Origin of the sequence: Paraburkholderia sp. LEh10 (genome assembly GCF_017814945.1) — a bacterium.
Lineage (GTDB): Bacteria > Pseudomonadota > Gammaproteobacteria > Burkholderiales > Burkholderiaceae > Paraburkholderia.
In genome coordinates this window covers 74,687-93,192 of the sequence record NZ_JAGIPX010000006.1, presented here as the reverse complement: position 1 = coordinate 93,192, position 18,506 = coordinate 74,687, and the positions used below count along the sequence as shown (strand labels likewise).

Genomic DNA, 18,506 nt, shown 5'->3' with positions numbered 1-18,506 from the left:
ATGAATCAGCGCGAAACCGCATTCGCCGACATGGACGCGCGCGTCTCCGACAACCAGGCGCGCGAAGCTACCGCACCGCAGCGCCACATTGGACGCCCGATGCAGCGCCTCGAAGACCCGGCGATCCTGACGGGCCGTGGCCGCTATGGCGACGACATCGCTGTAAAGCCGGGCACGCTGCACGCCGCGATTCTGCGTTCGCCGCACGCGCACGCGGACATCCTGTCGATCGATACGGAAGCTGCATCGAAACTCGCGGGCGTGCGCGCCGTGCTCACGCGAGACGATTTGCGTCCGTGGTCGCGACCGTTCGTCGTCGGCGTGAGATCGCCGATGGAACAGTGGGCGGTCGCGATGGACCGCGTGCGCTACGTCGGCGAGCCGGTTGCGGTCGTGATGGCGGAATCGCGTGCGCTCGCGGAAGACGCGCTCGATCTCATCAAGGTCGACTACGCGATGCTCGATCCCGTGACGTCGATCGAACAAGCCGCGAAGGACGACGCGCCGGTGCTGCACGAACGCGTCGGCAGCAACGTCATCAGCGACCGGCATTTCCGCTACGGCGAGCCGGAAGCGGCCTTCGAGCGCGCGCCGCATCGCGTGAAGCTGGTCGCGCACTATCCGCGCAACACCTGCGCGCCTATCGAGTGCGGCGTGGTCATCGCCGAGTATCTTTCGGGCGATGAAGGCTACGACGTCACGTCGAATTTCATGGGGCCGTTCTCGCTGCACGCCGTCATGGCAATGGCGCTGAATGTGCCCGCCAGTCGCCTGCGTCACAAGGCGCCGCGCGATTCCGGTGGCAGCTTCGGCGTGAAGCAGGCGGTGTTTCCGTATGTCGTGCTAATGTGCCTCGCGTCGCGTAAGGCGGGTGCGCCGGTGAAGTGGGTCGAGGACCGGCTCGAACATTTGAGCGCGGCGACGTCGGCGACGGCGCGCGTATCGACCATCGAAGCCGCTGTCGAAGCGGATGGCCGCATCGTCGCGCTCTCGTACGACCAGATGGAAGACGTCGGCGGCTACGTGCGCGCGCCCGAGCCCGCGACGTTCTACCGGATGCACGGCTGTCTGACGGGCGCCTACGCCATCCCGAATCTGCTCGTGCGCAACCGGGTCGTGCTGACAAACAAGACGCCAACCGGCCTCGTGCGCGGATTCGGCGGACCGCAGGTGTATTTCGCGCTGGAGCGGCTGGTTCAGCGCATCGCCATCGAGCTGAAGCTCGATGTGCTCGACGTGTATCGCCGCAACTTCGTTCCCGCCGACGCGTTCCCGTATCGCGCGGCAGCGGGCGCACTGCTCGATTCGGGCAACTATCACGAAGCGCTGCGCCGTTCGATCGACGATGGCGGATACCGCGAACTCGTCGCGCGCCGCGACGCCGCGCGCGGCGAAGGGCGGCTGTATGGCATAGGCTTCGCGGCGATCGTGGAGCCGTCGGTCTCGAACATGGGCTACATCACGACCGTGATGCCCGCCGACGCGCGCAAGAAAGCAGGGCCAAAGAACGGCGCGATCGCGAGCGCGACCGTCAACGTCGATCTGCTCGGCGGCGTGGTGGTGACGATCGCATCGACGCCCGCGGGCCAGGGCCACATGACAGTGTGCGCGCAAGTCGTCGCCGACGTGCTCGGACTCGATCCGAAGGACATTGTCGTCAACGTCGAATTCGATACGCACAAGGACGCCTGGTCCGTCGCGGCGGGCAATTATTCGAGCCGCTTCGCGGGCGCGGTGGCGGGCACGGTGCATCTCGCCGCGACGCGCGTGCGCGACAAGCTCGCGCGTGTGCTCGCGAAGCAGTTCAACTGCGCGCCCGGCGACGTGCGCTTCGAAGGCGCGCGCGTCTTTCCGCGCGATGCCGAAGACCGCGCGCTGCCGTTCGCCCGCGCCGCGAGCAATGCGCCGCACTGGGCGCCCGCGCTCTTGCCCGAAGGCGAAGAGCCGGGCCTGCGCGAAACCGTGTTCTGGTCGCCGCCGCACATGGATGCGCCCGACGATCAGGACCGCATCAATACATCTGCGGCGTATGGCTTCGCGTTCGACATGTGCGGCGTCGAAGTGGACCGCGCGACGGGACGCGTGCGCATCGACCGATATGTGACCGTGCACGACGCGGGCACGATCCTCAATCCCGCACTCGCCGATGGCCAGATTCGCGGCGCGTTCGCGCAAGGCCTCGGCGCGGCGCTGATGGAAGAGTTCCGCTACGGCGCGGACGGCAGCTTCCAGTCCGGCACGCTCGCCGACTATCTGATGCCGACGACCTGCGAAGTGCCCGATCCGCTGATCGTGCATCTGGAGACGCCTTCGCCTTTCACGCCGCTTGGCGCGAAAGGTCTCGGCGAAGGCAACAATATGAGCACGCCGCCATGCATCGCGAATGCGGTGGCGGATGCGCTCGGCGTCGAAGACATTCGCTTGCCGCTCACGCCGCCCAAAGTGATGGCGATGATCGGCATTGACGATCCCGAACCCTCGCGCCCCGAATATCGCGAAGCGCCCGCCACGAAGCCCGCGACGCCGGGCGGCGGACGCGCGCTGACGGCGCAAGGCACCGTCGATCTGCCCGCGACGCCCGAAGCTGTGTTCGCCGTGCTGCTGGATCCGAAGGCGCTCGCGAACGTCATTCCCGGCTGTCACGCGCTCGAAGAAACCGCGCCGGACCAGTATCGCGCGGACGTGACCGTCGGCGTCGGCATGATCAAGGCGCGTTTCGAGGCGCGTATCGGCTTGTCGGAGATCGATGCGCCGCGCCGCCTGCGACTCGCTGGCGCGGGCATCTCACCGCTCGGCAGCGCGCGCGGCAGCGGTCTCGTCGAACTGACGCCGCAAGGCAGCGGCACGCGGCTCACGTATGACTACGAAGCGCAGGTGTCGGGCAAGGTCGCGGCCGTCGGCGGCCGCATGCTCGAAGGCGCGGCGAAGGTCGTGCTGAAGCAGTTGTTCGAATCGCTCGGACGGCAGGCGGCGGGCAAGCCGGTGCACGCGCACGGATCGTGGATCGCAAGACTCCTCGCACGTTTCAGGAGACACGCATGAAGCCTGCACCATTCGATTACCTGCGCGCGATGACCGCGCAAGACGCGCTCGACGCGCTCGCGCAATACGGCGAAGACGCCCGCGTGCTGGCGGGCGGCCAGTCGCTGATGGCCGTGCTCAACATGCGGCTCGCGCAGCCGAAGGTGCTCGTCGATATCTCGCGCACCGCCGAACTCGACGCCGTGCGCGTGGACAAGCAGGCGGGGCATCTCGTCGTGAACGCCGCAGCGACGCAAGGCAGCGTCGAATGGCGCAGCACGCTCACCGACGAAGCGCCGCTGCTCGCGATGGCCTTCCCGCATATCTCGCACTTTCAGATTCGCAATCGCGGAACAGTGTGCGGATCGATCGCGCATGCGGACCCGAGCGCGGAGTTGCCGCTCGTGCTTTCGGCGCTCGGCGGCGACGTGATGCTGCGCTCGCGAAAGAGGCGCCGCACGCTCGCCGCGCAGGACTTCTTTCAGGGAATGCTGATGACCGCGCGCGAGCCCGATGAACTCGTCGAAGCGGTGCGCTTCCCGCTGCGCAAACCGGGCGTGCGCTACGCGTTCGCGGAATTTTCCGCGCGACACGGCGATTTCGCGATCGTCGCGTGCGCGGCCGTGGTCACCGACGATTCGATCCGTATTGCAGTCGGCGGCGTCGCGGACCGGCCGGTGACGGAGCAATGGCCGCGTCTGCAGGGCGACGACTTGCGTGGCGCACTGAACGATTTGAGCTGGAAACTGAACGCGCAGGACGACGCGCACATCAGCGCGAAATATCGCCGGAATCTGGTCCGGCAACTCGGATGGCGCGTGATTGAGGAGGCGAAGTGAGCAAGACATCGACGAACATCCTGCGGCAAGGCGAAGCGCAGCGCATCACGCTGACGCTGAACGGCCGCGAACGAAGCGGCCATTGCGAGCCGCGCGAACTGCTGTCGGACTTCATCCGGCACGAACTCGGCGCGACGGGCACGCACGTCGGCTGCGAGCACGGCGTATGCGGCGCGTGTACCGTGCATGTCGATGGCGTCGCGGCGCGGTCGTGCCTGATGCTCGCGGTGCAGGCCGATGGGCGGCATATCGATACCGTCGAAGGCCTTGCGCCCGATCAGACGCTTGGCGACCTGCAGCAGGCGTTCCAGCGGCATCACGCGCTGCAATGCGGCTTCTGCACGGCGGGCATTCTGATGTCGTGCGCGGATTATCTGCGGCGCGTGCCGGATCCGTCCGAAGAGCAAGTGCGCGAGATGCTCTCGGGTCATATCTGCCGCTGTACGGGCTACACGCCCATCGTGGCCGCGGTGCTCGACGTGGCGGCGCGCCGCCGGGCCGTGGCAAGCACGAAGGAGGTCGAACATGCTTGATCTCGGCCGCACGTTCCTGCAAAGCGTCGAGCGCAGTCCGAACGCGCTCGCGCTCGTCGATGGCGATGTGCAACTGACGTACGCGCAGTGGCATCGCATGATCTTGAATGTCGCCGTTGGCCTGCGCGAGCTGGGCCTGCAACGCGGCGACCGGTTGCTCGTCGTGCTTCAAAACCGCTGGGAAATGGCGACGCTGCATTGGGCCGGACAGTTCGCGGGCATCGTGATCGTGCCGCTCAACTGGCGCGCGAAGCCGGAAGAAGTCGACTACTGCGTGACCGACGCGGGGGCGAAGGCGATCGTGTACGAACCTGTCAGCGCCGATTCCGTCGCGCAGAGCGCTGCCGCGCAAAAAGTGCCTCGCGTCGGACTCGACGATGCGCCCGGCCGCACCACCATCTTCGATGCGCTCATCGTCGAACGAACGCGCAGCGGCGACGTGACCGACACGACGCACGCCGCCGCCGACGACATCTCGCTGATCCTTTACACGTCCGGCACGACGGGCAAAGGCAAGGGCGTGCCGCGCCGGCATCGGCACGAACGCGCGGGCGCGCTAGCGCACGTCGCGCAGAACCTGTACAGGCGCGGCGAACGGACGCTCGGCGTGATGCCGCTCTATCACACGATGGGCGTGCGCTCGCTGCTCGCGATGGCGCTCGTCGATGGCCTTTTCGTCTGCGTGCGGCGCTGGAACGCGAAGCTCGCGCTCGAATGCATCTCGAAGCACGCGCTCACCTGCCTCTATCTCGTACCGACGCTCTATCACGATCTGCTCGCCGACAGCGCGTTCGCGAGCACGGACACGTCGTCGGTCAGAAAGCTCGGCTTCGCGGGCGCACCGATGAACGACAGCCTGCTCAAGCGCCTCTCGGCCGCGTTCGAGCCGGAGCTCTTCGTCAATCACTACGGCTCGTCCGAGGTCTACACGTTCAGCATCGATCAGGACGCGACGAAGAAACCTGGCAGCGCGGGCCGCGCCGGCATCAATACGCGGCTGCGCGTCGTGAAGCTCGATGCGCTCTCGCCCGATGAGATCGCCGAAGTCGGCGAAGAAGGACAGATCACCGTGGACCTGCTCGGCGACGAAGCCTTCGAAGGCTACTGGAATCGCCCGGACGCGAATGCGAAGTGCTTGCGCGACGGCTGGTACTTCACCGGGGACACGGGCTATCTCGACCGCGACGGCGATCTGTACGTGACGGGTCGCGTCGACGACATGATCATCAGCGGCGGAGAAAACATCTCGCCGGTGGATATCGAATCGGTGTTGTCGCTGCATCCCGCCGTCGATGAAGTCGCGGTCGCGGGCGTCAAGGACGAGCGCTGGGGCCAGCGCGTGGTTGCATTCATCAAGCGCCGCGAGTACGTCGATTCCGACTCGCTCGATGCATGGTGCCGCCAGTCCGACCTCGTCAACTTCAAGCGCCCGCGCGATTACGTCTTCGTCGACGACATCCCGAAGTCGCCCGTCGGCAAGATCCTGCGCCGCAAGCTGCAGGCGGGCGAGTACACGCCCGACTCGAAAGCGCAGGCCGCTCAACCTACAGAAACCACCAAGGAGTAACCCACAATGAGTGATCTCAACCATCGCGGCCGGACGCTGCTGCAAGACCTCGACGGCTTCTCGGTCGAAATCGACGCGCAGCGCGAGCGCGCCGACATCATCCTGCATCGGCCGCCGTTCAACGTCATTTCGATGCCCGCACGCGAGCAGTTGCGCGCCGTGTTCGAAGCCCTCGACGAGGACGACCGCGTGCGCGTGATCGTCGTGCGCGCGAAGGGCGAGCATTTTTCGAGCGGCGGCGACATCAAGGGCTTTCTGGAAGCCTCGCCGGAGCACGTATCGAAGCTCGCGTGGAACATCGCGGCGCCCGCGCGGTGCTCGAAGCCGGTGATCGCGGCGAATCGCGGCTTCTGCTTCGGCGTGGGCTTCGAGTTGTCGCTGGCGTGCGATTTCCGCATCGTCACCGATACGACCTTCTATGCGCTGCCGGAGCAGAAGCTCGGCCAGATTCCCGGCTCGGGCGGCTCGGCGCGTCTGCAGTCGATGGTCGGCATCGGCCGCACGAAGGACATCGTGATGCGCTCGCGCCGCATTCCTGGCAAGCAGGCGTACGAGTGGGGCATCGCGGTCGATTGCGTCGCGGACGCGGAACTCGAATCGGCAACCGATGCGCTCGTCGACGAACTGCGCGCGTTCTCGCCGCTCGCGCAGCGCACCGCGAAGAAGCTGCTGAACGATACGGAAGACTCGCCGCTCTCGATTGCGATCGAACTCGAAGGGCATTGCTATAGCCGGCTGCGCGCGTCGGACGATTTCCGCGAGGGCGTGGAGGCGTTCCACGGCAAGCGCAAGCCGGTGTTTCGCGGTTCCTGATACGCCGCGCGGCGAACATAAGGGGAGACAGGTGATGGATCGCTTCGACTATGTGATCGTGGGCGGCGGCTCGGCGGGATGCGTGCTCGCGCATCGGCTGTCGGCGACGCCGACTGTGCGCGTCGCGCTGATCGAGGCCGGCGCCGACACGCCGCCTGGCGCAGTGCCTGCGGCCATTCTTGACAGCTATCCGATGCCGGTCTTCTGCGGCGACACGTACATCTGGCCCGATCTCAAGGCGAAGGCCACGAGGGACGCCGCGCCGCGCGTCTACGAACAGGGCCGCGTGATGGGCGGCGGGTCGAGCATCAACGTGCAGTCGGCCAATCGTGGCCTGCCGCGCGATTACGACGAATGGGCCGCGAGCGGCGCCGATGGCTGGTCATGGCGCGACGTGCTACCGTACTTCCGAAAGCTCGAACGCGACGTCGACTTCCCCGGCGGCGAACTGCACGGCAGCGATGGTCCCGTCCCGATCCGCCGCATCATGCCGAAAGACTGGCCCGCGTTCTGTCATGCGTTCGCCAAGGGTTTGCGCGCCAATGGCTTCCCTGAATTGCAGGATCAGAACGGCGAGTTCGGCGACGGCTTTTTTCCGGGCGCTTTCTCCAACATCGACGACAAGCGGGTGTCGACGGCCATCGCCTACCTCGACGCAGCCACGCGCCAACGCCCGAATCTCAGTATCCATTCGAATCTGCGCGTCGAACGCATCGTGATGGAAGGCACGACGGCGCGCGGTGTCGTCGCGATTGCGGCGAACGGCGAGCGCGTGCGTTTCGATGCGGGCGAAGTCGTGCTGAGCGCGGGCGCAATGCAGTCGCCGGCGATGCTGATGCGCGCCGGCATCGGCGATGCGGGCCAACTCGTGGCGATGGGTATCGCATGTACGGTGGATTTGCCGGGCGTCGGACGCAATCTGCAGGATCATCCGTCGCTCACGTTCTGTCATTTTCTCGAGCCGCGCTTTCGCATGCCGCTCGCACGACGCCGCGCCAGCATGATGGCCGCGCGCATGAGTTCGGGCATCGCGGGCTGCGACGAGTCGGACCTGTATCTGTCGAGCGCGACGCGCGCCGCGTGGCATGCGCTCGGCAACCGGCTCGGCCTCTTCTTCCTGTGGTGCAACCGGCCGTACTCGCGTGGCCGCGTGCAGTTGGCTTCGCCCGATGCGGCCGCCGCGCCGCGCGTCGATCTGAATCTGCTCGATGACGAGCGCGATCTGCAACGGCTCGCCGCGGGCGTGCGGATGCTGGCGCGCATTGTCGATGCATCGGGTCTGGGACGCGATGCGCGCGACTTCTTTCCGGCGGCTTTCTCGCCGCGCGTGAAGGCGCTGAGCAAGGTCGGCGAAGGCAATGCGCTTCTGACTTCGATCCTCGGCGCGCTGCTCGACACACCGGCGCCGCTGCGGCGCCTGCTGATTGAACGCTTCTTCACGCGCGGCCTGAAGATGGCTTCGCTTATCCACGACGACCGCGCGCTCGCCGATTTCATCCGCGCGAACGTCTTCGGGGTATGGCATGCGAGCGGAACGTGCCGCATGGGCGACGCGCACGAGCGCAGCGCCGTGACCGACACCGAGGGCAGAGTGCACGGAACGCGAGGCTTGCGAGTGGTTGATGCATCGCTGATGCCGCGACTGCCTTCGGCGAATACCAATATCCCGACCATCATGATTGCCGAGAAGATCGCCGACGCAATGGTCACGAGACGCGCAGGCAGCGCATCGACTACGACGCCGCTCGCCGCCGCGCACTGACAAGTTTCTTTAACGGCAATAAGAGCACGCGACAACAACGTGCCTTCAACACGGGGTCGATCGAGAGATGGCCCTGTGAATTCAAGGAGATGGAAATGTCCGTAGCAGCGCAAAATGGCGCCGCCGCACCCGCTGTCGATCAGCGACAGGTGATGGGCGCAGTGGTAGCTTCGTGTCTCGGCTGGGCACTGGATTTATTCGATCTGTTCGTGCTGTTATATGTCGCGCCAGTGGTGGGGCGTCTTTTCTTCCCCTCCGAGCACGCGATGCTTTCTCTCGCCGCCGTCTATGCATCGTTCGCCGTGACACTGCTGATGCGCCCGCTCGGCTCCGCGCTCTTCGGTTCTTACGCCGATCGCCGTGGCCGTAAAGGCGCGATGATCGTGGCGGTGGTCGGCGTCGGCCTGTCGACGGCTGCGTTCGGCCTGCTGCCGACCGTCGCTCAAGCCGGCCTGCTCGCGCCGATTCTCTTCCTCTTGCTGCGCCTGATCCAGGGCGTGTTTGTCGGCGGCGTGGTTGCTTCGACGCACACCATCGGAACGGAATCCGTCGCGCCGAAGTATCGCGGCGCGGTGTCGGGACTGATCGGCGGCGGCGGGGCAGGGCTCGGCGCGCTGCTCGCCTCAGTAACGTTCCTCGCGATGTCGGCGCTTTTCCCCGGCGATGCCTTTGACGCATGGGGCTGGCGCTGCATGTTCTTCACCGGCATCATCAGCTCGATGCTTGGTCTCTTCGTGTTCAACAGCCTGGAAGAGTCGCCGCTGTGGAAGAAGCTCGCCGCCGAAAAGGCCGCGAAGGCCACCGCACAGGTCAAGAGCGCGCCCATCGAAGTCGTGCGCTCGCCGCTAAAGACGCTGTTCTCGCGCGACTATCGCAAGATCCTTTTCGTCAACCTGCTACTTACGATTGGCGGCGGCAGCGGCTACTACCTGACATCGGGCTACCTGCCGACGTTCCTGAAGGTAGTTAGCCACGCACCCAACGGTGCCGCCGCGGCGATTCTGATGACCTGCAGCATCGCGGTAGTGATCGCATCGATCGCAACAGGGCACCTGAGCACGTTCATCGGCCGCAAGGGAGCGTTCGTGTGGATCGGGATGATCCGGCTCGTCGCGTTGCCCGCGCTATTCCTGCTTCTGCCTACCGCCGACAGCATCATGATGGTCGGCGTCTATGCCGTGCTTCTCAGCGCGCTCGGCAGCGCGGGCTATGCGCCGATCCTGATCTTCCTGAATGAACGCTTCCCGACTTCGATCCGTGCGACCGGCACGGGCCTCTCCTGGAATATCGGCTTCGCGATCGGCGGGATGATGCCGACGGCCGTTTCGCTGGCGGCGAAGGACGCGAGCCAGTTGCCGATGACACTAGCGGTCTTCATCGGCGCGATCAGCGTGATCTTCCTCGTGGGCGCGTTCGTCGTGCCCGAGACGCTCGGCAAGCTTGAAGGCAGTTCCGCGCGCAATCACGCCTGAGTCATTGGCCATAACGGCGGACGCCAACGGGCGCACGCCTTTCACAACAGAAGGAGACATCGATGAAATACGAAGAAGACGTTCGTGCGCGTTCCTACAAGTTCCGTGACGAGTATGTCAACGCGACGCCATGGTGGTATCGCGGAGAAATGCACCTCGGCTTCACATTGCTCTTCACGGGCGGCGTGATCGTGTATTGCCTGATGCAGCTTCATGCGCCGACGTTCGCCGAATGGCTGGCGGTCATTCCGCTCTTTCTGTTCGGTAATTGGGCGGAATGGGCGGCGCACCGCTACGTGCTGCATCGTCCGACGAAGTATTTCAGCATGATCTACAAGCGCCATTGCGCGGTCCATCACCGCTTTTTCACGCATGTGACGCTTGAATACAAGGGCCACCGTCACTGGCGCGCGCTGCTGTTTCCGCCGTTCGCGCCGGTTGCGTTCGTGCTGGCGGCCGTGCCGTTCGCGCTCGTGATCGGGTTCGTATTCTCCCGCAACGCAGGCTATATCGCGTTGTTCACGATGGCGGCCTACTTTCTGATGTACGAGGGCCTGCATACGCTCTCACACTTCACCGATAGCCCGTTCCTCGACCGCGTTCCGCTCGTCAACACAGTGCGGCGCCTGCACGCCACACACCACGATCCCGAAGTGATGGCGACGCAGAACTTCAACCTCACGTTCCCGATCTGCGACACGCTGTTCGGCACGCGCAGCGACGTTCCGAGTAGTGCGCGCGAACCGTTGGAACACGGCCGCTAAGGCGCTTGTTTCGCCAATACACCCGTCGTCACGCGCTTTATCTCGTCAGTGATAATTGCGATGAGCGCCTGTGCGGCGGGACCGATCGGCCGCTTTGGATGCGTGACCTGGATGATGTGCCGCACGATCTGCGGCGATGTGATCGTGCGTGCGCGCAAGCGCCCTTCGTCCACTTTCGCCTGCACGACGACGCGCGGCAGGATTGTCGCGACACTGCTCTGCTCGACGAACTGCACGATGGTGCTGAGCAGATCGATCTCGAACTTCGGCTGGATGACGACGTCGGCCGCCATCAGCGCGGCATCGAGCGCGCCGCGCAGGCCGTTGCGGCGCGTGGGCAACACGAGTTCGATGCCCGACTGCTGCGTGAGATCGATCGCGTCGGGTAGTTCTGGGCCGTGCACCGCGCTCGTCACCAGCACCATTTCTTCGACGAGCAAAGGCTCGACGTGGAGCGTCAGCCGTCCGCGCGGCTTGTTGATGATGGCAGCATCGAGCCGGCCAGATTCGACAGCGTCGATCAGCTGCGCGCTGAAGCCATCGGCGACGGACACTTCGACTTGCGGGAAAAGCGTATCGAATCGGGCGAGCGATTCGGGCAATACGCTCTGCGCCTCCGACGACACCATCCCCAGCGACACGCGGCCCGTCACGATCACATCGCGACGACTCAGGTGCTCACGTGCGTGATCGATGTCGCGCATGATCGGCGTGTAAAGGCGGTACATCAACCGTGCGGCTTCGGTCGGCGCCATGCCGTGCGGCCCGCGCTCGAAAAGCTTCTGCCGAATCTCCGTTTCGAGCTTGGCGATCTGCATGCTGAGCGCCGGTTGCGCGATGTTGAGGCGCCTGGCGGCGCGCGTGACGGTGCCTTCTTCGAAAAGCGCGATGAAGTACTGGATCTGCTTCAGTTCCATGGCACAGGGGTGTACGGGACGGGGCTGACGAAGATAGTACCGCGCACCGTCTTTCATGAGGTGGGCGTCGTATCGCTAACCCACGGCATCGAGTCGCTGATTGCAGCCGAGCGTCCATCAGGGCCGACCGAGGCGATCGCGCAACGCATACTGCGAACGCTGGCACCGGTTCAGGCATATGGCGGGACCTGTATGGTGCCAAATGTTGTCAAAGAGGCGAAAGACATCCAAGCGCCTGAGTCACGTTCGTTCATCAGTTTGACGACCCAGTCGATGAACACGCGCAGCTTCGCGCTGACATGGCGGTTCGGCGGGTACGCGATGTAAAGCGGCATCGGATCGAACTGCCCGTAGCAAGTCTTTGATCACAGGGGCGGCACCCTCGGGGATGAGCTTCAACGCAGGCGCTTTGTCGCCGAAGCCAGCGATTGTGCAGTCGACCAGTAGTCGGACCATGGGTCTTTGGCTTGAAAGCTCAGGTATTCGCGCGCAGTCTGGACATTCCACTGCGCGCCGCTTTTGAGGTCAGTGAGCTGTTCCCACGCGACGGGCATCGACATTCCCAACCCCGGACGGGCGCGCGCTGAAAACGCTGCAGCCGTTGTCTGTCCCATTCCATTGCGCAGGTAATCCACATAGATTTTGCCGATGCGGTTCGACGGGCCGGATATGGCGGAGAAGCGTTCGGGAATCGTCTTCGCGAGATGCCGGACAAAGGCCTGCGAGAACGACTTCACGGCTGCATAGTCGAGGCGCGAGTTCAGCGGCACGATCACGTGCAACCCCTTGCCGCCGCTTGTCTTCAGCCACGACTGCAGGCCCAGTTCCGAAAGCAGCGTTCTGACAAGGACAGCGGCCTCCTGAACATAGCTCCATTTCAATCCTTCGCCTGGGTCGAGGTCGAAGATGACCCGGTCCGGCTTGCCGAGTTTCCGGACTGTTGAATTCCACGTGTGGAACTCGATGACGTTCATTTGCGCCGCGGACAGTAGCGCGTCAACCGTATCCACGCTCAGTAAGGGTGGGTGCCTGGGCCATAGGCCGCGATTGTGAACGGTCAGTCCCGGCATACTGGTACGCTCGACGTGTTTCTGGAAAAACAGTTCGCTTGCGATACCGGCTGGCGCGCGGACCATTGCCACGGGCCTGTCCTTCAGATGAGGGAGCATCCATTCCGCGACGCTCGCGTAGTATCGAACGAGGTCAGCTTTCGTGATGCCTGCCGACGTGTCGACGATTCGCTCGGGATGAGTGATTTTCAGTTCGGGAGCAGGCTCAGGCGCCTGTGTCTTGCCTCCCTCGCGGACGACGCTGTCCGCAGGCTTGTCAAGACGTAGTCCCTTGAACGACGCCTGCCGGACTACACCATCCGCAGTCCATTCGGCGAACTCGACTTCCGCAACCAGGGTCGGCTTGACCCACCGTTCACTGCCGGCCGCGCGTCGTGACCACCGCCGTTGCTTTGCCGCTGCGACATCGTATGGGGCAACGTTTATTTCCAGCGGAACGAGCCGGCACCAGATGTCGTGGGCGGTCCGCGAGTCCCAGCCAGTGCCGACACTGCCAGCATCATGGAGCTTGTCGCCGACGTAATAGCCAAGCAGCAGGCTCCCGACTTCCCCCGATTTCCCTCCACGTGCCGTAAAGCCGCAGATGATGAGTTCCTGTCGTAGTCGCGCTTTCGCTTTCAGCCAGGTTTGCGTCCGACCGGACTCGTAGGGGGCATCACGCCGCTTGAGCATCAGCCCTTCCAGACCCAGGCTGGAGGCGGCCTTGAACACCTGTGCTGGCGCTGCGTCAAAGTCCGGGCTCAAGCGTAGCTGCTCCCCGGCATCATCGAGAAGTTGCGCCAGCCGCGCGCGCCTTGACCACAGGGGCACTTTCCTCAGGTCTTTACCATCGAGGTACATCAGGTCGAACAGGAAATAGACGATGTCCTGGGCAGCTCGCCCGTCAATAGCATTCTGAAGCGCGGAAAAATTCGGCAACCCGTCTTTCATGACGGTGATTTCCCCATCCAGCCAGCCGGACGAGAGTCGCAGATCACCGAGCTGCGTCACGAGAGAAGAAAATTTGGACGTCCAGTCATGCCCGCCTCGCGTCAGTAGCCGCACGCGCCCCTTATCGATCCGGGTCAGGAGTCGATATCCATCCAGCTTGGTCTCCGTAATCCACTCTCCGCTCGTTGGCAGCGAGATGGCCAGGGTCGCAAGTTGCGGCTCAAGCTTCGCAGGCAGCGGCGCGCGCGCGGCAGCGGAGAGGTCCGGTTCGAGATCGGCGCCGTGTGCGGGTCTGGATGACTTTGGTTCGCGCTCTTCCACCAGCCCGAGCGGATGGGAGACAACGCTATCCGGCAGTGCCTTGATGACGTCGTATTCGGCGAGCGGGCGAGCCCATTCGTCGCGTTTCTTGAAGAGCATCCACTGGTCTTGCCTGTCGTCTGGCTTCGAGATGCGCACCAGTTCCCACAGCCCGGCGAGCTTTTGACCGTGGAGCCGGAAGACCAGCTTGCCGGTCTCCATTCCTTTGTCGGCGTCGCCAACCGGTTCCCACGTGCCCCGGTCCCAGACGATAACGGTGCCCGCGCCGTACTGATGTTTGGGAATGGTGCCTTCGAAGTCTGCATAGTCGACCGGATGGTCTTCGACATGCACCGCCATCCGCTTGTCTTTCGGGTCGTAGCAGGGGCCTTTGGGCACAGCCCAGGACAGGAGGACACCATGGAGTTCGAGACGGAAGTCATAGTGCAGCCGGCTCGCCCAGTGCTTCTGCACGACGAATCCGAGGTCGCTTCCGCTGCGATCCGGGACCGCCGGAGCTGCTGATGGTTCCGGCGTGACAGCGAAATCCCGCTTCCTGCGGTAGCGAGACAAGGGAGGAGCCGAGGTGTCGGATCGAGAGGCCATTGCGCAAGCCGAGCATACCGTTTGCTATTGAAGCGCTACTGCCGGATGTCGAACCTCAGGAGGTTGTGATGGACGTGCCAGTCACTGAAGAACAGATCCGGACGCTTGCATTCTATCTTTGGAAGAAGGACGGCGGGCCCGGCGGACGCAGCGGACCAGTATTGGGAGAGGGCGCGCCGGCAGCTTGTTTCCGATGCAACCGATGATACGCCGGTGAACAGCCGTGCCGACGAATGAGGCGGGAACGGACCGGGCCTGACTACCGCATAAAGCCCCTGCCTGCGAGCCCCGGCGCATTAACCGCAACGGAAAATGGGACTCGGGCCGGATAACGGTAAGCTCTGGCGCGTTCGGGGCCATCTCCACAGCCCGTTCAGCGGATGACCACTTCAAAGCTCTTGCAATGACGTACTTGCTGTGGAAAGGTAAGCGATTCATGTGGGTCGCTCTCGACGTCAGGCGCGTGAGTAAGGCATGATGGTGATGGGGTAACGTGGTACCTGTCCATGATCGGCGATTGCGGACAAGATGTATCCGGATCTCTCTGGCAGTCAAGTCGCCAGTGGACCGGCCTACCGGGTGCCTTGTCGGCCAGCGCACCCAAATGCCGGCAAAGGCCAGACTCTTTAACGACGCGCTCCTGGAGCGGTTCGAGAGGCATGATTCCGGGCGACTGCGGAGCTCATAAGCTTTCTCAGTTCCAGTGTTCGAGCTGCGACCTAACAGCCTCCGCAACTGCTCGATGGGTTCACCGTGAACGATTACGAACTGCTCAGGATCATCGACTTCATCGAGCGCTCTCGTGCGTTTTTCGGCAGGTCTATACATGGGGTGGACCCGGATGCCGACTGGTTGATCGTCAGCTATCTGATTCGAGCGCATTTGAAAGGGGAGAGGGTCGGCATCTCGGATCTGATCCGCGCGAGTGACCTGCCGTACGGAACCGCCAACCGTCGAATTCAGCGGATGATTTCTGAGGGCATGGTTACCAAAGAGTCCACGGAGGGGTCGAAGCGATTCGACCTCGCTCCGACTGAAGCACTGCGTCGACAATTTCAATCATTTTCGCAGCAGATCAAAGTTCTCATCGCACAGACACTTGGGATGCGCAGTGACGCAGACCGCGCCGACGACTATTTCTTCGGCGATCCGCGCGCCAAAATTGCTGAAATGCTTCCACCTCCGATGCTGCGCGGAAATCATGCCACAGAGGCAATCGGGCCGAACTTGCGATTTCTTTTCCACGACGACAACTACTTTGCCTCGCTCAGAAACTTGTGGACCGATATTCGCGCGAGCGCGGGGAAGGGAGCCGACTTCGCGATGGCGCCGTTGCCGCATTTGTACGAGACCCTCGTTCGCAATGCCGCCCGCGAAGTGTCTGAATTCGACGTCGTAACGGCGAACATTCCATGGGTGCCCGAACTTATCAGCAAGGAGTTTGTGACGCCCGTGGAGGAGTTCGAGGCTCTGACGGACTTGCGATCATTTCACCCGGCCCTCTGGGACTGCGCATCGTGGGACGGCCGACAGGCCGGCGTACCGCTTTATGTGACCGTGGAAGCGCTTGCGGCTCGAACTGACCTTTTTGAAGCAGCCAAGCTGCCTTTCCCGAGAACGCCTTCCGACGTACTGTCAGCCGCTCGCCGCCTTCACGATCCCAAACGAGGGCTCGGAGGCGTCGCGTGGAACGGGGCTCGCGGAACGCCGATAGCAAGCGCCTTCATGTTTTTCCTCGGAGACCATCATGGCACAGTCGTCTCGCCGTTGGCCGAGACCGGCAATGTCAGCGCTACCGCCAGAGAGGGGCTTCGATGGCGTGCGATGCTGGAAAGCTCCGAAGCCAAGGATGCGCTCGGTTTCATGCGCGAGCTTCTTGAGGTTTCGCCGAGCGACGTTCTGACGTTCGACGGTGATCGTACGATGTACGAGTTCATGTCAGGGAAGACGGCAATGGCATACGTATGGAGTATGCGGGCAGCGCGGTTCGAATTCGATCTTTCGTCGCGAGTACGCGGACGCGTCAAATATCTACCGCATCCGAACGTTCGAGGGATGAGGCAGAGCGTCCCAGTCGGCGGCTTTATTCTGGCGATCCCTAGCAATCTTCCGAGGGATCGGGCTGCTCTTGCCGCGCAGGCCGTCAGCTGGATGACGTCCTTTGGATCACGAATCAGTCACTTGCAGAACGGCCTCCCGTTGGTTCCGGAGTTCAGTGTCGGCAGCGATGTTGAATTCGACGCAACTTCCCCCATTGTCTCCTTTGTCAAGAAGCAGGCTCGGGACAATTTGCTGGACACGTCAATGAGGCCTGCGATTCCCGTCTATCACTGGATCGAAGAGATACTCGGCGAAGAGATCCACGACGCGCTAAGTGGCCATACCGACGACGCGACGGCGCTCGAGCGCGCCAACAGTCGTATCCAGACCTTCCTGGACCGCATGGAGTAACCGTTTAGGACCCGTCCAGAAAATATCCAGATTGGACATTTGATGTGTTGTCGGTCCAAGCCCGCGCTCATACACTGAATTCGTGCCTTCCATACCCTCGGCACTTCTTGTAGATCCGACCGTTCCCAACGCGCGCGGACATAACGTCAAACAGCAGGAGACATAGCATGAGTCAATCACGCCTTCCAGGCGGGAATGCGATCGCCCGTACCTTTACTGTCGTCATTCTCTCGGCAATGACACTCATGGTTTCCACTGAAGTGTTGGCGCAGCAGAAGGCAGCGGTTGTCGGGGAAGTTACGAGCCTCGAAAATGAGTACTTCTCGAATTGGGATCGCGGCGCGAAATCTGCGGCCGATGCCTTGGGGCTGAATTATCGAGCATTGACGGACGGCGGCGATCCGACCAAACAACTCCAGAATTATGAATCGCAACTCCGCGCTGGAACCAAGCTTTTCTTCGGAAATGCGCAGAATGTTGGGAACATTCCGGCCTTCGTCAGCAAGGTCCGCGACGCCGGGGGGCACTATGTCGGAGTATGGGACTCCCTGCCGTGGTATCACCCGCTCGACGTGCCGAACGGCGCGTACGCCGGGTTCTTCGCACCAGACGACAGCGCCAACGCGTACACGATTGCCAAGCTTCTTTTTCAGAAGATGGGCGGAAAGGGTAACGTCGTTCACCTCACCGGGTATCCGGGTTCATCACCCGATGTGGCGAGAAACGACGGCTTTGACCGCGCTTTGAAAGAGTCTCCCGGAATCAAACTTGTGGCTTCGCAGCAAGGCAACTGGAACCAGGTCGATTCACGCAAAGTGATGGAAGACATCATCGTCGCGCATCCGAAGATTGACGGTGTCTTCGCACAAAACGATTCAGAAGCTATCGGCGCAATGCAGGCGCTCGACGACGCGGGCATTAGAATTCCTATCGTCGGTATCGACGGGAACGCGGAGACGATTAAGCTAATCAAAGACGGTCGGATCTTGGCGACTGTAAGCAATCTGCCGGAGTGGCAAGCGGGCTATGCAATGGTCCGAGCGTATGACATCGCGAAAGGTTGGAAGCCGAGTCCAACGGAAGCGATGATGTACACGGGGGTCGCCGTCATCACCGCAGCCAACGTGTCTGCATATCAAAAGGTCTTCAATGGCGGACCATTGCCCTTTGATTGGAAGAAGATGTCTCATGTCCTGCATCCAAACGACTGGGACCCACAAAATCGCGTTTGGCCGATGGATGTCGTAACCGTATGGGAGCGCGCCAAAACGCCGAAGCCTTCCGGCTATCAACTTTCAGCGGCCTATCAGGACGCACTCAAGAACAAGGACGATCAGAAGGTTCGCGCTCAATACGAAGAGCATAACAAGCAGAAGCTTTCGTTCTAGTCTATTCAGTGCGTCGCGACCACGCGATCCGCCTCAGTAATTTCGCCGTGCGTCAACAAGATATTCAGACTGA

Annotated in this window: 14 protein-coding genes; 12 read left to right on the top strand and 2 right to left on the bottom strand. The window is 62.9% G+C overall.

Translation table 11 applies throughout. The features are described from left to right. From J8I87_RS07050 to J8I87_RS07015, 8 genes are all read left to right on the top strand, one after another. Complete coding sequence (locus J8I87_RS07050; RefSeq protein ID WP_209930728.1) at window positions 1-3,042, top strand: molybdopterin cofactor-binding domain-containing protein; 3,042 nt, start codon at window positions 1-3, stop codon at window positions 3,040-3,042. Further along, complete coding sequence (locus J8I87_RS07045; RefSeq protein WP_209930727.1) at window positions 3,039-3,860, top strand: xanthine dehydrogenase family protein subunit M; 822 nt, start codon at window positions 3,039-3,041, stop codon at window positions 3,858-3,860. Before J8I87_RS07050 ends, J8I87_RS07045 begins: the two co-directional genes overlap by 4 nt. Continuing rightward, complete coding sequence (locus J8I87_RS07040) at window positions 3,857-4,393, top strand: (2Fe-2S)-binding protein (RefSeq protein WP_209930726.1); 537 nt, start codon at window positions 3,857-3,859, stop codon at window positions 4,391-4,393. The genes J8I87_RS07045 and J8I87_RS07040 overlap by 4 nt, the downstream gene beginning before the upstream one ends. Next, the gene (locus tag J8I87_RS07035) at window positions 4,386-5,960 is read left to right on the top strand and encodes an AMP-binding protein (protein WP_209930725.1); all 1,575 of its coding nucleotides are present in this window, start codon (window positions 4,386-4,388) and stop codon (window positions 5,958-5,960) included. Before J8I87_RS07040 ends, J8I87_RS07035 begins: the two co-directional genes overlap by 8 nt. A 6-nt stretch (window positions 5,961-5,966) precedes the next feature. Beyond that, the gene (locus tag J8I87_RS07030) at window positions 5,967-6,773 is read left to right on the top strand and encodes an enoyl-CoA hydratase/isomerase family protein (protein WP_209930724.1); all 807 of its coding nucleotides are present in this window, start codon (window positions 5,967-5,969) and stop codon (window positions 6,771-6,773) included. 34 nt (window positions 6,774-6,807) lie between these two features. Continuing rightward, window positions 6,808-8,535: a GMC family oxidoreductase gene (locus tag J8I87_RS07025; protein WP_209930723.1), complete on the top strand. Its 1,728-nt coding sequence runs from the start codon at window positions 6,808-6,810 to the stop codon at window positions 8,533-8,535. A gap of 95 nt (window positions 8,536-8,630) precedes the next feature. After that, window positions 8,631-10,007 (top strand): MFS transporter, encoded by a 1,377-nt coding sequence (locus J8I87_RS07020; protein ID WP_209930722.1) that lies wholly within the window; start codon window positions 8,631-8,633, stop codon window positions 10,005-10,007. Between the two features lie 62 nt (window positions 10,008-10,069). Beyond that, entirely contained in the window at window positions 10,070-10,771 is a 702-nt protein-coding gene (locus J8I87_RS07015) for a sterol desaturase family protein (RefSeq protein ID WP_209930721.1), read from the top strand. On the opposite strand, the gene J8I87_RS07010 is transcribed toward J8I87_RS07015, so the two are convergent. Beyond that, window positions 10,768-11,688 carry a LysR family transcriptional regulator gene (locus J8I87_RS07010; protein WP_209930720.1) on the bottom strand — a complete coding sequence of 307 codons (921 nt, stop codon included), beginning with the start codon at window positions 11,686-11,688 and terminating at the stop codon, window positions 10,768-10,770. The two genes, J8I87_RS07015 and J8I87_RS07010, sit on opposite strands and share 4 nt — an antisense overlap. 9 nt (window positions 11,689-11,697) lie before the next feature. Here J8I87_RS07010 and J8I87_RS46260 point away from each other — a divergent pair, with 9 nt between their 5' ends. After that, window positions 11,698-12,015 carry a hypothetical protein gene (locus J8I87_RS46260; protein ID WP_209930719.1) on the top strand — a complete coding sequence of 106 codons (318 nt, stop codon included), beginning with the start codon at window positions 11,698-11,700 and terminating at the stop codon, window positions 12,013-12,015. Between the two features lie 68 nt (window positions 12,016-12,083). On the opposite strand, the gene ligD is transcribed toward J8I87_RS46260, so the two are convergent. Further along, window positions 12,084-14,594 carry a DNA ligase D gene (gene ligD / locus J8I87_RS07000; protein WP_209930718.1) on the bottom strand — a complete coding sequence of 837 codons (2,511 nt, stop codon included), beginning with the start codon at window positions 14,592-14,594 and terminating at the stop codon, window positions 12,084-12,086. A 68-nt stretch (window positions 14,595-14,662) separates the two neighbouring features. Here ligD and J8I87_RS06995 point away from each other — a divergent pair, with 68 nt between their 5' ends. From J8I87_RS06995 to J8I87_RS06985, 3 genes are all read left to right on the top strand, one after another. Then, the gene (locus J8I87_RS06995; RefSeq protein WP_245253765.1) at window positions 14,663-14,800 is read left to right on the top strand and encodes a DUF2934 domain-containing protein; all 138 of its coding nucleotides are present in this window, start codon (window positions 14,663-14,665) and stop codon (window positions 14,798-14,800) included. 547 nt (window positions 14,801-15,347) lie between these two features. After that, the gene (locus J8I87_RS06990; RefSeq protein WP_209930717.1) at window positions 15,348-17,045 is read left to right on the top strand and encodes an extracellular solute-binding protein; all 1,698 of its coding nucleotides are present in this window, start codon (window positions 15,348-15,350) and stop codon (window positions 17,043-17,045) included. A gap of 167 nt (window positions 17,046-17,212) precedes the next feature. After that, window positions 17,213-18,433 (top strand): sugar ABC transporter substrate-binding protein, encoded by a 1,221-nt coding sequence (locus J8I87_RS06985; RefSeq protein WP_209930716.1) that lies wholly within the window; start codon window positions 17,213-17,215, stop codon window positions 18,431-18,433. Window positions 18,434-18,506: the final 73 nt, after the last annotated feature.

What these genes read in the sequence shown, in the direction of transcription:
- J8I87_RS07035 (WP_209930725.1), top strand. Translation starts at nt 4,386, where the DNA reads ATGCTTGATCTCGGCCGCACGTTCCTGCAAAGCGTCGAGCGCAGTCCG.
- J8I87_RS06995 (WP_245253765.1), top strand. Translation starts at nt 14,663, where the DNA reads ATGGACGTGCCAGTCACTGAAGAACAGATCCGGACGCTTGCATTCTAT.
- J8I87_RS07050 (WP_209930728.1), top strand. Translation starts at nt 1, where the DNA reads ATGAATCAGCGCGAAACCGCATTCGCCGACATGGACGCGCGCGTCTCC.
- J8I87_RS07010 (WP_209930720.1), bottom strand. Translation starts at nt 11,688, where the DNA reads ATGGAACTGAAGCAGATCCAGTACTTCATCGCGCTTTTCGAAGAAGGC.
- J8I87_RS07020 (WP_209930722.1), top strand. Translation starts at nt 8,631, where the DNA reads ATGTCCGTAGCAGCGCAAAATGGCGCCGCCGCACCCGCTGTCGATCAG.
- J8I87_RS07015 (WP_209930721.1), top strand. Translation starts at nt 10,070, where the DNA reads ATGAAATACGAAGAAGACGTTCGTGCGCGTTCCTACAAGTTCCGTGAC.
- J8I87_RS06985 (WP_209930716.1), top strand. Translation starts at nt 17,213, where the DNA reads ATGAGTCAATCACGCCTTCCAGGCGGGAATGCGATCGCCCGTACCTTT.
- J8I87_RS07045 (WP_209930727.1), top strand. Translation starts at nt 3,039, where the DNA reads ATGAAGCCTGCACCATTCGATTACCTGCGCGCGATGACCGCGCAAGAC.
- ligD (WP_209930718.1), bottom strand. Translation starts at nt 14,594, where the DNA reads ATGGCCTCTCGATCCGACACCTCGGCTCCTCCCTTGTCTCGCTACCGC.
- J8I87_RS07030 (WP_209930724.1), top strand. Translation starts at nt 5,967, where the DNA reads ATGAGTGATCTCAACCATCGCGGCCGGACGCTGCTGCAAGACCTCGAC.
- J8I87_RS07025 (WP_209930723.1), top strand. Translation starts at nt 6,808, where the DNA reads ATGGATCGCTTCGACTATGTGATCGTGGGCGGCGGCTCGGCGGGATGC.